17 protein-coding genes are annotated in these 17,617 nt (G+C 49.8%); 12 read left to right on the forward strand and 5 right to left on the reverse strand.

The window, feature by feature from the left end:
* Positions 1-25 precede the first annotated feature (25 nt).
* Entirely contained in the window at positions 26-709 is a 684-nt protein-coding gene (locus tag ACFSDB_RS04075) for a DUF6904 family protein (protein ID WP_204890859.1), read from the reverse strand.
* A 142-nt stretch (positions 710-851) separates the two neighbouring features.
* Between ACFSDB_RS04075 and galU the strand changes: the two genes are divergently transcribed.
* The 3 genes from galU to ACFSDB_RS04090 all read left to right on the forward strand — a co-directional run bounded on the left by galU (position 852) and on the right by ACFSDB_RS04090 (position 3,769).
* Positions 852-1,721, forward strand: a complete 870-nt coding sequence (gene galU / locus ACFSDB_RS04080) for a UTP--glucose-1-phosphate uridylyltransferase GalU (RefSeq protein WP_204890858.1) — start codon at positions 852-854, stop codon at positions 1,719-1,721.
* Positions 1,722-1,816: 95 nt separating this feature from the next.
* Positions 1,817-2,248, forward strand: coding sequence for a VanZ family protein (locus tag ACFSDB_RS04085; RefSeq protein ID WP_204890857.1), 432 nt, complete (start codon positions 1,817-1,819; stop codon positions 2,246-2,248).
* A 228-nt stretch (positions 2,249-2,476) separates the two neighbouring features.
* Positions 2,477-3,769 carry an ATP-binding protein gene (locus ACFSDB_RS04090; RefSeq protein WP_204890856.1) on the forward strand — a complete coding sequence of 431 codons (1,293 nt, stop codon included), beginning with the start codon at positions 2,477-2,479 and terminating at the stop codon, positions 3,767-3,769.
* Between the two features lie 46 nt (positions 3,770-3,815).
* Here the strand turns inward: ACFSDB_RS04090 and ACFSDB_RS04095 are convergent, their stop codons facing one another.
* A complete protein-coding gene (locus ACFSDB_RS04095; protein WP_204890855.1) occupies positions 3,816-4,814 on the reverse strand; it encodes a GNAT family N-acetyltransferase in 999 nt (332 codons plus the stop codon).
* Positions 4,815-5,209: 395 nt separating this feature from the next.
* Between ACFSDB_RS04095 and ACFSDB_RS04100 the strand changes: the two genes are divergently transcribed.
* The 6 genes from ACFSDB_RS04100 to ACFSDB_RS04125 all read left to right on the forward strand — a co-directional run bounded on the left by ACFSDB_RS04100 (position 5,210) and on the right by ACFSDB_RS04125 (position 10,734).
* A complete protein-coding gene (locus ACFSDB_RS04100; RefSeq protein ID WP_204890854.1) occupies positions 5,210-5,827 on the forward strand; it encodes a hypothetical protein in 618 nt (205 codons plus the stop codon).
* A 102-nt stretch (positions 5,828-5,929) separates the two neighbouring features.
* Positions 5,930-6,937 (forward strand): GNAT family N-acetyltransferase, encoded by a 1,008-nt coding sequence (locus ACFSDB_RS04105; RefSeq protein WP_204890853.1) that lies wholly within the window; start codon positions 5,930-5,932, stop codon positions 6,935-6,937.
* Positions 6,938-7,078: 141 nt separating this feature from the next.
* Positions 7,079-7,957 carry an SGNH/GDSL hydrolase family protein gene (locus ACFSDB_RS04110; protein ID WP_204890852.1) on the forward strand — a complete coding sequence of 293 codons (879 nt, stop codon included), beginning with the start codon at positions 7,079-7,081 and terminating at the stop codon, positions 7,955-7,957.
* A gap of 270 nt (positions 7,958-8,227) precedes the next feature.
* A complete protein-coding gene (locus tag ACFSDB_RS04115; RefSeq protein WP_204890851.1) occupies positions 8,228-9,280 on the forward strand; it encodes a GNAT family N-acetyltransferase in 1,053 nt (350 codons plus the stop codon).
* A gap of 55 nt (positions 9,281-9,335) precedes the next feature.
* A complete protein-coding gene (locus ACFSDB_RS04120) occupies positions 9,336-9,923 on the forward strand; it encodes a GNAT family N-acetyltransferase (RefSeq protein ID WP_204890850.1) in 588 nt (195 codons plus the stop codon).
* 37 nt (positions 9,924-9,960) lie between these two features.
* On the forward strand, positions 9,961-10,734 hold the full coding sequence (locus ACFSDB_RS04125) for an SDR family NAD(P)-dependent oxidoreductase (protein ID WP_204890849.1): 774 nt from the start codon (positions 9,961-9,963) through the stop codon (positions 10,732-10,734).
* A gap of 293 nt (positions 10,735-11,027) precedes the next feature.
* Here the strand turns inward: ACFSDB_RS04125 and ACFSDB_RS04130 are convergent, their stop codons facing one another.
* Positions 11,028-11,477, reverse strand: a complete 450-nt coding sequence (locus tag ACFSDB_RS04130) for a GDYXXLXY domain-containing protein (protein WP_377339213.1) — start codon at positions 11,475-11,477, stop codon at positions 11,028-11,030.
* The gene (locus ACFSDB_RS04135) at positions 11,474-12,646 is read right to left on the reverse strand and encodes a DUF2157 domain-containing protein (RefSeq protein ID WP_204890848.1); all 1,173 of its coding nucleotides are present in this window, start codon (positions 12,644-12,646) and stop codon (positions 11,474-11,476) included. The genes ACFSDB_RS04130 and ACFSDB_RS04135 overlap by 4 nt, the downstream gene beginning before the upstream one ends.
* Before the next feature lie 201 nt (positions 12,647-12,847).
* Here ACFSDB_RS04135 and glpK point away from each other — a divergent pair, with 201 nt between their 5' ends.
* Positions 12,848-14,362 carry a glycerol kinase GlpK gene (glpK, locus tag ACFSDB_RS04140; RefSeq protein WP_204890847.1) on the forward strand — a complete coding sequence of 505 codons (1,515 nt, stop codon included), beginning with the start codon at positions 12,848-12,850 and terminating at the stop codon, positions 14,360-14,362.
* A gap of 161 nt (positions 14,363-14,523) precedes the next feature.
* The gene (locus ACFSDB_RS04145; protein WP_204890846.1) at positions 14,524-15,234 is read left to right on the forward strand and encodes a DUF998 domain-containing protein; all 711 of its coding nucleotides are present in this window, start codon (positions 14,524-14,526) and stop codon (positions 15,232-15,234) included.
* A gap of 311 nt (positions 15,235-15,545) precedes the next feature.
* Here ACFSDB_RS04145 and ACFSDB_RS04150 read toward each other — a convergent pair whose 3' ends face one another.
* Positions 15,546-15,935: a DUF805 domain-containing protein gene (locus ACFSDB_RS04150; protein WP_204890845.1), complete on the reverse strand. Its 390-nt coding sequence runs from the start codon at positions 15,933-15,935 to the stop codon at positions 15,546-15,548.
* 231 nt (positions 15,936-16,166) lie between these two features.
* On the opposite strand from ACFSDB_RS04150, the gene ACFSDB_RS04155 reads away from it, so the two are divergent.
* Positions 16,167-17,594: a trypsin-like peptidase domain-containing protein gene (locus ACFSDB_RS04155; RefSeq protein WP_204890844.1), complete on the forward strand. Its 1,428-nt coding sequence runs from the start codon at positions 16,167-16,169 to the stop codon at positions 17,592-17,594.
* Positions 17,595-17,617: the final 23 nt, after the last annotated feature.

Here is a 17,617-nt window from a genome sequence, read left to right on the forward strand (position 1 = left end):
AATTCTTGGGCGCTTTTCTTTTGGCTCACCATTCGATTTCGTCCGGGTACTCTTCGCCGTAGCGCAGTTGGGACACATGGACGCCGGTTTCTTCAGAGGCGTCGAGGAATTCGGAGCGGAAGGCGTAATAAAAATGGTCGAGCTCGCCGATGCATTTGGCGGCGGCGCTGATATGGCTGAGCCGCTTGTGGGGAGGCAGCCGCAGGTGTTCGATGTTCAGGCTGTCGACGTATTGCACAAGGTAGCTTTGGTATTTGTTTTTAGCGAACATGCCGTGCGGATTGATGTATTTCTTCAGATCCCGGAAGCGGGCTGGCGGCAGCGTATCCGCGAGGCAGCGGGCGACTGCGCTCTGGAATTTGCGGACGGCGGCCACATCAGGATCCCAATCGTGCAGGGCGTCGTAATGGCCGATGAAATCATTGAGCACGAACGAGATGAACAGCATTTCCGGCCATAGCACGTCGACCGTGTAGTAGAGGTTGGTTCCTGAGCCATTGGGAACTTCCCTGGTTCCGCGGTTGCCCATGAGCGCTTGGCGCATTTCGTAGCAGATGCTGAGGATCCGCAGGCGCGATGCGCCGTACCCTTCAAGTTCTTCTTCGTCTTGGGCAATCTGGTGGAGTGCATCGTATAAATCTTCAAAGTCGTAGAAGTCGCCGGAAATCCTGGCGCCGGCATGCTTCGGTGTGTGTTCGATCCGGATCATGGCCCCGCCCCTCCTTTTTTTATTTTCAGTTTAGCAGATTTCGGGTAAATTCCTACAAGTAATAATTTGACTTGTCAAAAAACTTTGCCGACAATTAAATTAACGTTCCTAAGAATTCAACACCAAGGAGAGGGTGGCTGCCATGGAAGTGAGAAAAGCGATTATTCCGGCCGCGGGTTTCGGCACCCGCTTTTTGCCGGCGACAAAGGCGATGCCGAAAGAAATGATGCCGATTGCCGGCAAACCGGCGATTGAGTATGTCGTCGAGGAGGCTGTAGCGTCCGGAATCGAAAGCATCTTGATCGTCACCGGAAAGAATAAGAGAGCCATTGAAGATCATTTCGACCACGTCTCTGAGCTCGAAGCGAAGCTATCGGAGAAAGGGAAGAGCGAAGCGTTGGAGGATGTCGTCCGTTCAGCTGAAGCCGAAATCTACTATATCCGTCAGAAGCAGGCGCTCGGCGTCGGCGACGCGATTTGGAGCGCCCGCCACTTCATCGGCAATGAGCCGTTCGCCATCCTGCTCGGCGACAGCATCATTGACAGTACAGAACCTTGCCTCGGCCAGCTTATGGAAGGGTTCAATAAAACCGGTGCCAGCATCATGGGCGTCCATGAAGTGCCCGAATCGGAAACCGGACGCTACGGCATCATCGATCCCGGCGAGCGGGAAAACGGCCTGATTCGGGTCAACGGAATCGTCGAGAAGCCCGAAGCGGGGAGCGCCCCTTCGAACTGGGCCGGCATGGGCCGCTATATCCTGACTCCGGAGATTTTCGGTTTTCTCAAGGAGCGGAAAGTCGGAAGGGGCGGCGAGATCCAGTTGACCGATGCCATGCAGGAGCTGCTGAGTGTGCAGCCCCTATATGCCTGTGAATTCAAAGGGCGGCGTTTCGACATTGGGGAAAACTGGGGCTTTCTGGAGACCAATATCGAGTATGCATGGAAGCAGCCGGAGCTGCGTAAGAAACTGGCGGATTTGTTCAAGGAAAAGCTGGAGGAAGAGGAATGATAGAATGTTTTTTTGAGAATCCAGCGTTTTTTGATTGAATAAAACGGCAATAAGGAATATTATATGGGAAATTAGTCAGGGGAGGAGGAGCCGCTTTGAGATTCAAGCTTATGCTGGCTATATTATGGGCAGCGGTTATTATAGTTGCGACATGCAATAACGATGCCGAAGCATTTCTGTTCGATCAAGAAGTCCAATTCAGTTTAACGGCGGCTCCCGAGTACAGCGACCTCCTGATCCTGAACGACATCGACTTTACCGATGATTTTTATTTCCTGCAGAAAACCGGCCATTTCCTGTCCTTTGCCCTGCTGTTCGTGCTTCTATACACCGCATTGAAAAGCCGGAAAACGGCTTTCTACCTTATCGCCGCTTTTGCGTTGTTCACCGAAGTGCTCCAATTGTATTTCGAGCGGGACGGGCGGCTGTTCGATGTGCTGATCGACGTGGCCGGAGCATTCTTCGCGCTGGCACTTGTCAACGTGCTCCTGACCATCAGAAAAACATCTGCGGAAGATTCCTTTTAAACAATTTTTCCGGCGGCAAGAAAATTCATAAAAGCATGCCATGAACGCACCGGTCATGTCATTTTTTTGTGGACTAAACGCCAAAGAAATAAGCTATCTGCACCTATATTTATCGGAACATTCTGATGATTAATTGACAGAAGGGATCATACTTGGTAGATTTACCCTAAGTACACGCATTACTATTGATTTAGAAATGATTATATTTCACCTGAGGAGATGAGCATGATGGCGGAAGCGGTTCAGAAGAAGGTGTTGATCTTAGGCGGCATCGACCACATGATTGATGTGGTGAAAACGGCTAATAGGATGGGGTATCTGACAATCGTCGTCGATAATAATCCGGATTCGCCTGCGAAAAAACACGCCTACCAATCGTTCGATATCAGTACGGCTGATATTAGTCAGTTGGCGGAACTGGTGCAGACCGAAGAGGTGGATGGCGTTTTTACGGCATTCGAAGACATCAACACCTGGAACGCCCAAGCCCTTGCCAGCAGGACGGGCCTGCCTTTTTATGCAACCAAGGAACAGCTGGAAATCGCTTCGAATAAAAACAAATTCAAGGAATTCTGCCGGCGCTACGGCGTGCCTGTCATCCAGGAGTATACGGCAGACAGCACACTGGATGCCCGTGAGCTTGAAGGGATGAAGTATCCGGTGATCATCAAGCCGGTCGACAGCTATGCCAGCAAAGGCATCACAGTTTGCTACGATGCGGGAGAAGCGCGGGAAGGATTCGCCAAAGCGCTGGAATTCTCAAAATCCGGGACAGCCATCATCGAACCATTCATCGACAATTCCTACGGTGTCCAAATGTTCTATACGATCCGAAACAAGGAGATTGTGCTGAGCGGCGTGACGGACCGGTATGTCCATAAACAAGCAAAAGAACATCCACCGCTGCCGATTGCCATGACGTTCCCTTCGAAGCACCAAGAACTCTACATCGAGACGGTCGATCCCAAAGTTAGGGAAATGATCCGCGGCATGGGCATCGAGAATGGGCTGGTGTTCATCCAGTCGCTTTTCGAAGACGATTCGTTCTACATTTATGAGATGGGCTACCGTTTCAGCGGTGAGCAGCATTACAAGATCATTGAACAGCAGACCGGCATCAACTTGCTGGAAATGATGCTCGAGCATGCCGTCGGAGAAAACATCAGCGGCTATCCGATCGGCCGATACGATAACGGCCATATGCCTTACCCTTCCTGCAATTTGCCGATTTTGCTGGGGGGCGGAACCATCGGGGAAATTAGGGGCATGGACGAAGTCGATGCGATGCCAGAGGTGGTTTCCTATGTCTTAAACCATAGCGCCGGCGATAAAATCGAAGCGAACGGATCGTATTCCCAGATGTTCGGCCGGTTCAACCTAGTGGCCCCGACGCAGGAAAAACTCCGGGAGGCAATCGACAACATCTACAGCCGGCTGAAAATCATTTCAACCGAAGGTAAAGAAATGATCATTGCCAAGCATAGCCTGCTTGAAGCCGCCGTACCAAAAGACAGCGCCTGAAGTTTGCTCTTCAGGCGCTGTTTTTTTATGTTCCCCTCGTAGCCGATTATCCGCGGTACAGCGGGAAATGGCTGGGGTTTTGAATGTCTTCGCGCGCTTTTTTCGCTTCGACCAGCAGGGCATAGGCGTCTTCGTCCCGCACTTTCTTGCCGGTCAAGATGTCGAGCGGCTCAGTTTTGGTGAAGCCCCGTTTGAACCGGTACAAGGCGTCGGTCGAGGCGCCGCCAAGATGCATTTCCTTTTTGCCGTTTTCCACGCCCCAGCGGCAGCCTTCATGGAGAATCAGGCTGTTGCCGGCAACGTTGAAAAACGCGGGATCATTCGCGGCGAGATGGTAATGGAGAAAGTCGCCATGGTGCAGGTAGAGCGCTGCGGATATATATTCGCCGCCGTATTTGGCGTAGATGATGAACTGCTTGCCTTCGAGCAAGTTGAACGATTCGGCCAGAAGCTCTTCGCTGAACATATAATGGTCCGGAATATCATTTTTCTTTGCCATGATCGTATAAAGCCGATGGAATTCCTTGATGGTCGCCCCGGTGAAATCGTATTCCACTTCCACGCCATTCTTCAGGGAGCGCCTTACTTGCTGCCGCGTGCCTGACTTGAATTCCTGCATGAACACATCGTCGACGGTGAGGTCAATGTACATGGTAATGCCCCGGTTGTCCATTCCATAAAGGTGGCTGAAATCTTTGGCATTGTTTAGCCAGCCGTTGAAGCGGACGTATTCCGATACGATCCGGTTTTCTTCGCAATAAACTTGGAATGCTCCATCGAACGCACCGGCAAGCTCTTTTTCCTTTCCTTCTTCGCATTCGACGATCAGCGGGCCGCTTTGGCCGAAGGGGGTGATCGTGTCATAAAACTGCATACCGCCAGCGTCGATCGGAATCGGCCGTTTGATGAACTGGTAAAAGACATGCCCTGTCCCGTTCCTGAATTCAAAGATGCAGTTTTCTCCATGGTCCTGGCTTTCGTACGCTTTTCCCCATTCAGGCAAAAAGAAAATATCAGGTATAGCAGAAGTCAATGTGACAGTCATCGATCGTACCTCCTTATGATTGGATGAGCATAGAAAACGAATTGTGGAGCAATTTGCCCAATCATAATAAAACTGAGTTAAAAATAGGTTAAATTAATCACCGGTATTCAGAAAAAAATGACCAAGCACTTGGGTAACTAACTTAATTTGTAAATAATATTTAAAAATTCAGATAACAATATTGACACGTTTATTCTTTATTGGTAAGTTGGTAGTAAATAGGTAACGGTTATTCGTCCTGTTTGGAAGAAATCTTGATAATTTTTTAAGTGTTTTCGTTCCGGAAACGGGATATTCTTTTGATTACACAGAAATGACCGCGCCACCGCACACCAAAAGAACTAGCTGCCAGAGGGGTCCAAGATGCCCTTCACTTTAAAGACCGGGGGATGTTCATGATGAGAAAACAGAAGAGAGTCCTAATCATAGGCGGAATCAAACAGATGATCGAAATTGTTGAAGCGGCAAAAAGAATGGGCTTTTACACGATTGTGGCAGACAATGAATTTGGGGCTGCGGCCAAGCGGCATGCCGATAAGGCGGTCGATCTCGGACCTACGGAAGTTGCGGAATTGGCTAAATTGGCAGCTGAGGAAAAAATCGAAGGGGTTTTTACTGCAATCGATGATATCAATGTCTGGAATGCGCTCAAGCTATGCAAGACAGCTGGACTTCCGATGTTCGCATCGCAGGAGCAGATGAATATGGGATCTGCAAAAAACAAATTTCTGGAATTTTGCCGGATTTTCAATGTACCCGTCCGTCTTGAGCCAGAAGCAGCAGATCTCACAATAGAGGGCATGCCGTCCATTCCGTTCCTGCCGTTATCGGCTGAGGAAAGTGCTGGGCATTCGCATAAAGTGAAAATGTATTACACGATCCACAACGGGAATTCCTGGGCCCATCAACGGCCTCGCCTGTTCATAAAAGCGCCTGCAGGAAACCGCCGGCGAGTTGCCCCTTTGTTCAGCAGAGGCAGCAACAAAGCCGTTTCAGAACGGGTTTATCAATGAATGACCAATATACAAGGCATGATGCCTTTCCGCTTGCTGATTTGCAGCGCACCTTGCGCTGCAAATTTTACTAAAGTTACTTTTGGGAAAGAGGTTGCGCAAATGATGGATCTGTTTTTTGAGCCCGATTACGGGAAGCTATATGAAGAAGTCGAAAATGGGGTATGCGAAGTTTATGAGTTCAATCATGAGCTCGGGACGGTCAAACATCTTTTCATCAAACGGGAAGTCCCGCTAAGAATTCATGGGAAAAAATATTATGACCTGGTGACGCCCTACGGCTATGGGGGACCGCTGATTACAGCCGTACAGGAAGGGCGCAAAACGGAATTGGCGGCTGCTTTCACCAAGGCGTTCCAGCAGTATTGCGATGTACACCATATTGTCAGCGAATTTATCCGCTTCCACCCTGTGCTCGGGAATGCCTGTGAATTCAAGGACAGCTACGATGTGGTGTTCCTGCGCAAGACCGTCGGTACCAACTTACGGGATTACGATGATCCGGTGCAGGAAGAGTTTTCGAAATCAACCCGCAAAGCCATCCGGCATGCGCTGCGTACCGGGGTGGAATACCGCGTGACGGTCAATCCGGAAAGCTTGGATCTGTTTTCGGAAATCTATCGCATCAACATGGAAAGGGTCCAGGCGGATTCCTATTATTATTTCGATAAAAGCTATTTTTCCCGCTGCCTGGAATACTTCGGAGAACACATCGTGCTCGTCGAAGCAGTTTTCGAAGGCAAGGTGATCGGTGCAGAGATGCATTTCGCCTACAATAATCTGATCCATACCCATCTATCGGGGACGCTTTCCGAATACCATTACCTTTCGCCGGTATATGTCATGACCTATGCGATTGCCATGTGGGGCAAAGAAAACGGCATGGATCTGATCCACGTCGGGGGCGGTACGACAAATGAACCCGATGATACGCTGTACCTGTTCAAGAAGAAGTTCGGGAAAAACACCGACTTTGATTTTTATATCGGCCGCCGCGTATGGAATGAAGCGGTTTATGCGGAACTTTGCGCCGCCTCTGAAGTGGGGCCGGAAGAAGGATTCTTTCCGGCATACCGGGGGAAATCGGCACGCAATTTCAGCAAAGTGTAAAACGGGCTTATTACCGGCTGCCGGAGAGGCTGCCGTTTTTTTTTTGCGGCCGGAAATAGCGGAAAATGGAAAAAGGAATTCCGCGTCGGTCCGAAACATGAGATAATGGAGGAAGATGGAATTGCCAGGGAGGAAATTGAATTGAAATGGGTAAGGATTTCAATGGTGCTCGTCATCATTTTATTGCTGGCGGCATTGTTTGCAGCCAAAAATAGCTGGGATGAAAAAATCGAACAGCACGCTGAGCGCGCCAATGAATTGAAAAGCGAAAGCGGCGAAGCAGCAACACCGGCAGAACAGGCGCCTCAAGAAGAACGGGAAGAGCCGGAAGAAACGGATGAAACATCGAGCGCTTTTTATGATGCGCTGGTTGACAAGGAAATTTCGACGATCAAGCTGATCGGCGACGGCCTGACAGCAGGTTATGGCCATCCGGAATACACATCGCCGGATGAAGGGCGCATCATTTTTAGCGGCAACGGAGAGACGTTCCGCGAAGCCGGGTTCAATTTTGGCTCGTGGGCGAACAGCCTGCGGGAGTATGTGGCCAACCCGCAATTCGGAGAGGTCGATGTGATCAATGCAGGCATCCGCGACAAAACCGCAGACTGGGCATTGCGGAACATCGATGGGCTGCTAGCGCCGGATGAAGATGCCGTCATCGTAATGATTGGAACCGATGACCGCATCTTCAGCAATGTGGAAAAATACGAAGCCGTCATGCGCGAACTGCTGGCGATTGCCGATGAACGGTCGGAGCACCTGGTCGTCATGTCGCCGCCCCCTTCCAAAGAAGACATCCAGCCGTATAATTTCACGATGGAACAGGCGGACGCCGTCTTGAAGAGAATCAGCGAAGAAGAAGGCTATCAGTTCGTCTCACTCTATGATGGGATCCAGCAACAGCTTGCTGAAGGCGTCCCGTATGAATCATTGATGCAGACGGAAGCAGCCAATCCTGTAGCAGGAGGCTATGAAGCCATGTGGAAAGAAATGCGGAGAGGATTAGGCCTTGACTAATCGGCTGTTGGCAATGAAACATTGAGTCTCATCCTGAAGCGGCACAAAGAAAAGATGGTTCAAAAATACATATCTATATGGATGAAGGCCTTGAGGATTCCCTCAAGGCTTTTTTATATTCGTCATTTGGAGCGAATAGAAGAATAAATCCATATTGTACATAGAAAACAAGAAAAATTTAACTTAATTTTAACGTTAAAGTCTGATAATCAGTACCAAGAAGAGAATTGCTTGATGGTACGTCGCATGTTACGAAAGGGGGCATTAATCATGAACACCGAAACTCAACTTACCAGCCTTGCCATCATTGATGACAAGGAGTCTTGGAATGGAGCAGTAGAAGGGTTTCCCGAGAATGACGTTTATTATACGTTTGAATACTGCCGGTGGAATGCTGAAAAAGAGAACGGTGAAGCCAAATTAGCTCTTTATCAAACGGACTCAGGAACTGTGATTTATCCTTTCATTCTCCGGAAAATCGTTTCGGATACGGAACGCCAGCTTTACGACATCACGACGCCTTACGGATACGGCGGTCCGCTGTTAGCTGGGGATGAATCGGTGCTGGATGAATTTGCCCGACATTTTCGTATTTATTGCGTGGAGGCCGGAGTGGTTTCGGAGGTAATCAGGCTGCATCCGCTCTTGGGTAACGCCAGCTACCTCGCCCGCTATTGCGATCTCACCTATATCCGGAAGACGACCGCCGTGGATTTGTCAGGGCCCTTGTCCGAAATCCGTGAAAACTACAGCAGCATGAACAAACGGAATATAAAGAAAGCGGCATCGAGCGGCATCTATTGCGTGGAAGTGGAAAAGAGCGATGAAAACATTTCGACATTTCTAGGGTTGTATAACGGAACGATGGAACGCAAGGAAGCGGCGGGCTATTATTATTTCGGCTTCACTTCCTTGAAGGAGCAGCTCGCCGAAACACCGGTCTCCAAATCCCATCTCCTGTTTGTCTATGCCGGAGACAAAGTCATTGCAGGCGCAATTCTGTATACGGCAAAACAGTTTGCCCATTACCATTTGGGGGCATCGGACCGGGACTATCTGGATTTGCGGCCGAACAATCTGGTGTTCGATGCCATGGTCGAGGTATCCAAAAAAATGGGCTGCACTTTATTGCATCTGGGAGGAGGCTGCCAGGAGAACGACAGCCTGTTCCATTACAAAGCATCGTTCAGCAACCATAATCATTTTGATTATTTTATCGGCACCAATATTTATGACCAGGGACTCTACTCTGAACTGGTGGAGGAAGCAGGCCGCCGGGGCTTGCTAAAAGAAGGGTTCTTTCCGCTTTACCGGAGCATTTGAAAAACGCTGGGTAATTACAAGAAAGCCTTAAACTACAAAGGAAGAGGTGGAATCTATGAATATTCAAGGGAAAAAAGTGACACTGCGTGCATTGGAAAGATCCGATATGGAGGAATTGAGAGGTTTCCACAATGATCCCGAAATCGGCTTTTTGCTTGGGGGATGGTCGCATCCCATTTCTTCCGATCAACAGCTTAAATGGTTCGATGGGCTGGCGTTTGACGGACAGCATCTGCGATTTGCAATCGATACGCCCAGTGATGGGTTTATCGGAATTTCAACCATAACCAATATCGACGTTAAAAACCGGTCTGCGTATCATGGAATCATGATCGGAAAGAAGAATATGCAAGGCCATGGATACGGGAGGGATGCGGTGATGACAACGATGAAATATGCCTTCGAAGAATTGGGGCTGCACCGCTTGGACGGCGACATTGTCGAACACAATGTCCCATCCTATAATCTCTATGTACAGAAATGCGGATGGAAAAAAGAAGGTGTATTGCGTGAACATGCTTTTAGGAACAATCAGTATTACGACCGCATCCTGGTGGGGATCTTGAAAAAAGAATACGAAGAACTCTGCACGCAGAATCGCTATTGGGATGAAAAGAATTATGAGAAGGCGATGAACTTTTAAAACGGTTGATGGACATTTTCAGAATGGAGGAAGACCCATGGCAGGAAGACTGGAAGGGAAAGTGGCTGTTATCACGGGCGGCGCCGGGGCGCTGGGCAGAAATGTCGCGGAGCTGCTGCTGCACGAAGGCGCTAAAGTGGCTTTGGTTGATATCAACGAACAAGCGCTTAAGGAACAGGTCAGCCGCTTGGAAAATAAAGGACAGGTCATCGGATTGACGTCCGATCTCAGCAGCGAAAAAGATGTCGCGGCTTATGTGGGCCAAGTCGTGGAAAACTGGGGAAGAATCGATGTGTTTTTGAACAACGCCGGGATCATCGGCAAAGTGGCGCCGTTGATCGAACAGACGATGGAAGATTTTGAGTCGATGTTCAATATTAATGTAAAAGGCGTATTTTTAGGGCTGAAGCACGTTTTGCCCATCATGGCAGCCCAAAAAAGCGGAAGCATCATCAATACTTCTTCCGTCTCCGGCCTGATGGGGAGCAGCGGGAATTCCCTGTACTCCGCTTCAAAACACGCTGTTGTGGGGCTGACGAAAACTGCAGCGCTCGAAGCAGCCAGAGACTCCGTCCGGGTGAATTCCATCCACCCGGCGCCACTGGACTCTGAGATGATGAAGAAGATAGAAGAAACGCTGAACCAAGAAGATCCTTCCGCAGTCCGGAACAATATCTCTTCAAGAATTCCATTAGGGCGTTACGGCAGCATGGAAGAAGTCGCGAAGCTCGTCTTGTTCCTGGCAAGTGATGATTCGGAATTCATCACAGGGAGCCAGTATCGGATAGACGGCGGAATGGGGGCACGTTGAATAGGGAGAATAGAAAAGGGCTGCTGTCCATTGCAGCGGACGCTTTCCGCGGGCTTGCGCCGAACTAACTAAGAACTTGTGCTCCTGCGCAAGCTCGTCGCAAATACTTGCCCTCGCAAGCTTCGGTCAAGCATTGACTGGCGTCCGAGTGGATTTCGGCACTGCGCTGTCCCGCTGGAGTCGCCGCCTCCATTCCCAGCAGCTGTTATAGAATAAGGAAAAGGCCGGAGGAGAAAAGCATTGCTTTTTCTCCTCCGGCCTTTCGTTTTGGGCTTTATAGATTGCTCCTTTTTTTATTCCCTCACTTCCAGATTGACGGGGCGGATCGAACCCCATGGCGCGACGTCGAGGGTCACTTGAAGGTCGACCGCTTCTTCAAGGTCCGGCCCGGTGCCTTGTTCGACGTAATACTGTTCCAGTTGTGGAGCGGTCACCCGTCTATCGTAATGCTGGCCTTCGATGGCTCCGAAGAAAGGATCATTTTCAATCCGGTCGATGACGGCAAAGCCATCCGGCCCTTCTTTCAGCGTGAAATAAACGGGGCCGTCTCTGATATCAGAAGGCGCTTCAAGGTCCGGATATTGGAGCAGCACATATTCACCGTAGAATGGATCGAACGGATCATAGGGTTCTGCACGTAGCACGTACTGCTCGCCGAACCACGAGATCGCGTAGAAGCTGGCCAAAAGCGCTGCCACGAAAAGTGTCATAAGGATCGGGAAAATCCATGAATTCTTCTTCACGGCGACACACCTTCTTTCTTGCGGTTAAGCCGCCAGGCAATGCCGGACAGGGCGAACAATAGCAGAGCCCCGATCAGGAAGAACAGCGACATGTCCAAGCGTTCCCAGGCATAAATCACATAGATGACGAATTGGACGATGATGAAGTACACAAAGCCAAGAGCAAGCGGACGATCCTGCCGCTGCGCGATGACGAGATAGGCAAGCGCAGAAAGTTCCGCTACGATTGCCAGGGCGATTGCGGTCTCATCAAACAGCAGGATGCCGATAAATCCCAGAATGCCGATCCACATGACCGGGCGGAACTTTACGTAAGCCAGGGCCGCGACCCCAATGCCCAAAACTGCTAATGCAATGGCTTCCGGCCAATTGAGATCGACCAGCGACAGTTCCGTTTCTCCGCGTACGGCCAGGTAGACAACCAGCTGGGCTGCACCGAACAGAAGGTAAAGCGGCGTAAGGAGGCGTTGTTTTTCCTTCGGCACTAGAAGCAGCAGGGCGACGAGCACGAATAAAGTCCATACCGGCCACAGCGGACTGTCGTATTCCACGAGATCCCACAGAACCAAACCGGAGAAGAACAGCAGCATCCAGCTGAACCGAAGCGAGGCTTCGTCCTTGCCAAAATAAAACCAGGCAAACGCTATCGCAATGAAAATGCCCCATTCCAGCCAGCCAGCGCCTGGTACGAATGATACCAGTGTGGCAATGCCGAAGATGAAAGCCACCACCGTATAAGCCAGGTGGCGCCAATAGAAGAAATGGGCCAGTGCTGCGATAAAGAGCGCCCAAGGCAGCAGCGAGTTCGATAAAGAGAAATGGAACGTCTGCGCTGTAATGATGATGCTTGCGGCAAACATGGCAATGCCGAGCAGCCTGAAGATGACCGGTTCGCCGAACTGTTTTTTCGCTGAGTAATCAGCCAGTCCGTAGAAAATCCAGATCAGCAAGATGGCAAGCGCCACTTTCAGCAAATCGGGGATTGCTTGCCAATTTGCTGCGATAAAACTGAAAACGGCGAGGGCGAAGAAGATCAATCCGATGACCAGCAGCAGCGGCAGCTTCTTTTTCTGAGGCTGGCGCTTTTCATAGGCCAGGATCCGGTCGATTGCCGCTTGGTCAATCAGTCCGGCGTCCCGCCATTGGATCAGCTTGCGTTTCTCATCCATAGGACATCCCCCCTAATCTATATCTTTATTATAAAACTAATTTATCAGAATAGATAGATAACAAGTACTGTGAGAAGCCGAATATTTGTAAAAAAGCAGGTTATCCTAGTCTGGCGTTCACATGCTTGGCAAGTGTAGAATTAGGGAAAGGGTGAACATACGAAACATGTTGCTCCGGCAACGGATAGGGGGAGAAAGTGGATGGCAAAAGACTATATTCTTTCAATAGATCAAGGGACAACCAGTTCACGTGCGATTTTATTCAACCATTCAGGGGAGATTGTGGCGACTGGGCAGCGCGAATTTGAGCAGTTTTTCCCGAATCCCGGCTGGGTGGAGCACGATGCCAATGAAATCTGGACATCTGTTCTGGCATGCATCGCGGAAGTGCTGCGGCTGTCGGATATCAACCCCGACCAGGTGGCGGGCATCGGGATCACCAACCAGCGGGAGACGACGGTCGTATGGGACCGCAATACAGGCAGGCCAATACATAAAGCGATCGTTTGGCAGTCGAGGCAGACGGACGGCATCTGCAGGGAGTTGAAAGAGCAGGGGCTGGAAGAAACTTTCCGCAGCAAGACCGGCTTGCTGATTGATGCGTACTTTTCAGGGACAAAAGTCAAATGGATCCTTGACAATGTCCCGGGAGCCAGGGAAAAAGCGGATAACGGGGATTTGATGTTCGGGACGATCGATACATGGCTGATCTACAAGCTGTCCGGCGGAAAGCGCCACGTCACCGACTACAGCAATGCCTCGCGCACGCTGATGTACAACATCTATGATCTCCAATGGGATGAGGAGCTGCTCGATATTCTGACCGTGCCGAAAAGCATGCTGCCGGAAGTGCGCCCGTCATCAGAAATATACGCCAATACCGCCGACTATCATTTCTTCGGCTATGAAGTTCCGATTGCCGGAGTGGCAGGGGATCAGCAAGCGGCCTTATTCGGTCAAGCCTGCTTCGAGAAGGGCATGGCCAAGAATACGTATGGCACAGGCTGTTTCATGCTCATGAACACCGGAGAACAAGGGATGAAATCCGAGCATGGGCTGTTGACGACACTGGCGTGGGGAGTAGACGGCAAAGTCGAATATGCACTCGAAGGCAGTATCTTCGTAGCCGGCTCGGCAATCCAATGGCTGCGCGACGGGCTAGGGATCCTGCAGAAGGCATCAGACAGCGAAGGGGTGGCCGGACAAGTGGAATCCTCGGAAGGTGTTTATATGGTGCCGGCGTTTGTCGGGCTCGGTACGCCGTATTGGGACACCGATGCACGCGGCGCCATCTTTGGACTGACTAGAGGAACGACAAAAGCTCATCTCGTTCGGGCGACGCTTGAAGCGCTTGCTTACCAGACGAAGGATGTAGTAGATGTCATGACGGAAGACGCCGGCCTCCAGATGAAGACCTTGCGTGTGGATGGGGGCGGAGTGGCGAACGATCTCCTTATGCAATTCCAAAGCGATATGCTCGGCGTGCCGGTCGAGCGGCCGATGGTACCGGAAACGACTGCCCTTGGTGCGGCCTACCTTGCCGGCCTGGCTGTCGGCTTTTGGAAAGACAAAGAAGAAATCGCGAAGCAATGGAAAGTGGATGCCGTGTTCGAGCCGAAAATGGACCCGGTTGTCCGGGATGAATTATACAGCGGCTGGCAAACTGCCGTAGCCGCCACCCGGATGTTCAAGACAGACCGCAGCGGCAATAAATAAAGTTATCAGGTTTTAGTGGTTAAATAGTCATATAAAAATAAAAAAAATCTCTCCGTTTTTCTGAATCATAGGCCTTATTGTTTAAATCGTTGTAGATAATGCCGATTTAAAGGGTTATGATGAAGAAAATCAGGTTTCATTCTTGGAAAAGGGGTGGAAGCATGAGGGAGAGAAGAAGCAAGGGGTTATTGCAGAAAGCAGCTATATTAGGAGCAGCCAGTGCGATGGTCTATGTGCTGCACGTAGTCATTGGCGGCATACTCTGGGATGGCTATAGCCACATCGAGCAAACCATCAGTGAACTGACCGGCAGCGGCGCTCCGTACGCGGGGGAGCTGAGGATCTTGACGGTGCTTTATGGCGTGTTGGCTCTGGCTTTTTCAGTAGTGGTCTATATGCTTTTTGAAAAATACAATGTCCACAAGACGGCTCGCCTCGGCTCGATTCTCTTAGTCCTCATGCATTTCACTTCATTATTCGGCTACGCACTGTTTCCGCTCGAAGATAACGGAGCGGTGCTGAACACGAATAATATGATGCATTTGGCCGTTACGGCGGCCATCGTCATCCTGACGATAGCTGCAATCTTTTCCATCGGCATCGGCCTTATGAAAACGAAATATTTCAAAGCGATTGGCGTTTTCACACTGATATGCGGCATTGTGCTGGTATTATCAGGCGCCGGTACTCCATTTGTCCTGAGCAATGGAATCCCTATTGCGGGGTTGGTCGAGCGCATCAATATTTTCACTCTCCAGCTTTGGATTTTCGTCCTATCCATTTTCCTCTATAAGGTTCAGTTGCCTAAAAAGGCTGGCCTTGATCTGAAACGGATGGGCCTTGTCGATGTCTACGGAGAGAATTATAAATAATATGATGAAATAAATAATGGGGCTGTCCGGAAAGTCCAAAACTGAAGACCAAAGGAGAAAAAGCAGCGCTTTTTCTCCTTTGGTCTTTTTCATATTCTATTAACGGCTGATGGGAATGTAGGCGGCGACTCCAGCGGGACAGCGAAGTGCCGAAATCCACTCGGACGCCAGTCAATGCTTGACCGAAGCTTGCGAGGGCAAGTATTTGCGACGAGCTTGCGCAGGAGCACAAGTTCTTTGTTAGTTCGGCGCGAGCCCGCGGAACGCGTCTGCCGCAATGGACAGCAGCCCTTCTAGGACAGCCCCTTTTTTCAGTTCTTAATCGGAGAGAAGACGGTGTTCCAGCGGTTCGGGTCATTGCCGTACATGTTTCTTCCGAGGTCGCCGTCTATCATTGCGAAGAAGGCCAAAGCGATCCAGCCTGCGACAGGAACGAAAGCAAGAAGCGCCCAGCGTCCGCTTCTGCCTGTGTCATGCAGCCGGCGCACTGTAACCGACAATGCAGGAACGATTAGGAAAAGCGAAAAGAGTGCAGTCAGAACCCCGGGACCCTCAAGAATCTGAACATCTAGAATGGCATCGGCGGCGAACGCACCGGCCATCAAGGCGATTGCAATCGACATGAACACAAAGAATTCTTTTCTTCTGGATCTTCCTTTGAAATCGAACGCTTTTTTGAATGCACCTACAAACTCTTCCATCTTTTCATCCTCCTAATATCACGGTTTTATTAATCAGATTATAACAATATACCTAAAAAATGTATATGGTTATTTATTAAATATTCATATTTTTATAACAATTAAAATTTAGCAGGTAAATTTTTCTAAAAGTGCAACTTACAGTGGTCGAAACGCGTCAAAGAGTTTATAATGGGGACTTGTTGTCACACTAGCCATGAGGATCTTAAACTTCATCAGGAGGTACGTGGAATGTTGTGTAAGAAATGTGGTCATGAAAATGAATCATCTGCAAACTTTTGTAAAAATTGTGGTGCAGCTTTAGATAATAAACGAATAAAGAAAGCTAAAAAGCGCAAAGGTCTTGCTGCTGTCCTGTCGGTTCTTCTGCTGGGAGGCGCCGCATTCGGCACCTCGCAATTGCTGGCCGATGAGCCGGAACAGGCAGAGCCGCCTGCTGAAGAACTGGCGGATGCAAAAGACGAACCGGCAGCGGAACCGCCGAAAGAGAAAGAGGCAGATCCGGAACCTGAACCGATCTCGGAGCCGGAAGTGCCGGTTGAAAGCGAAGAAATTACCGAAGGCACAGTGACGAAAGTCGAAGACATTGTCCCGCCTGCTGAACAGCCCGAAAAAGTAGAGCCGAAGAAAATCGAAAAAACAGCCATCATCAAAGAAGCGCAGCAAAAAACTTACACGATTTTGACGGAAACGGGCCAAGGGTCCGGGTTCCTGTTCACTGATACCGGAATGGTCGTAACGAATGCCCACGTCGTGGCGGGTTCCACCGATGTAGTTGTCCGGAACATCAACGGCCAGGACGTCCAAGGGAAAGTGGTGGGCATTTCTGACGAGTCGGACATCGCTCTCATCAAAGTGGAAGAATACACCGGCATGATTCCGTTGGAAACTGAAATGGCGCCAACGGATGTCGGGACCGAAGTCATTGCGCTTGGAAGTCCTTCGGGATTCGAGAATACAGCGTCCATCGGGTATTTGACCGGCATTGACCGGGATTTTGACCAGGAATTCCTGTACGAAGACATCTACCAGATTGACGCGCATATCGCGCCGGGATCTAGCGGCGGACCGCTGATTGACGCAGGCACAGGCAAAGTCATCGGCATCAATTCGCTCGTCATGGAAGAAGGCGATTCAATCGGCTTCTCGATTCCGATGTATTCGATGCATGCCGAACTATCAGAATGGGCACAGAATCCGATGACAGAAGAAGAAGTCGTTTCGAAGTTCCATGTCTACGATGATTTTGAAGGCTACGAGGACGAAGATTATGAATACGACCCAGATCTTGAGAAGACATTCGATGAAACGCATCTGAGCGAATTCATCGGCGATTTCCGCTATTACTATGAACAATCGCTTGTGAATGAAGATTTCTTCTACGTCCAGAACCTGTTGGTCTATGAAAGCGATATTTACAATAGCATTTTGACGTACATCGACGAAATCAGCGGCAAAGGCATGGAGTTCAATTTCACGAAACTGGATATTATCGATATCGAGATTTTTGAAGAATACGCCGTTGTCCAGACAGAAGAGGCGTTTGAACTTAAAAATGCGGAAGGCGAAACGTCGCTCGAAGAACGCAGTAAGTCCTATACAATTGTTATGGACGAAAATGGATTTTATTACGTATCCGATATCGTCAATCATGAATAAAATCCGAAGCGAGCAGTCCCTTT

Origin of the sequence: Planococcus chinensis (genome assembly GCF_042681545.1) — a bacterium.
GTDB classification, from domain to species: domain Bacteria; phylum Bacillota; class Bacilli; order Bacillales_A; family Planococcaceae; genus Planococcus; species Planococcus chinensis.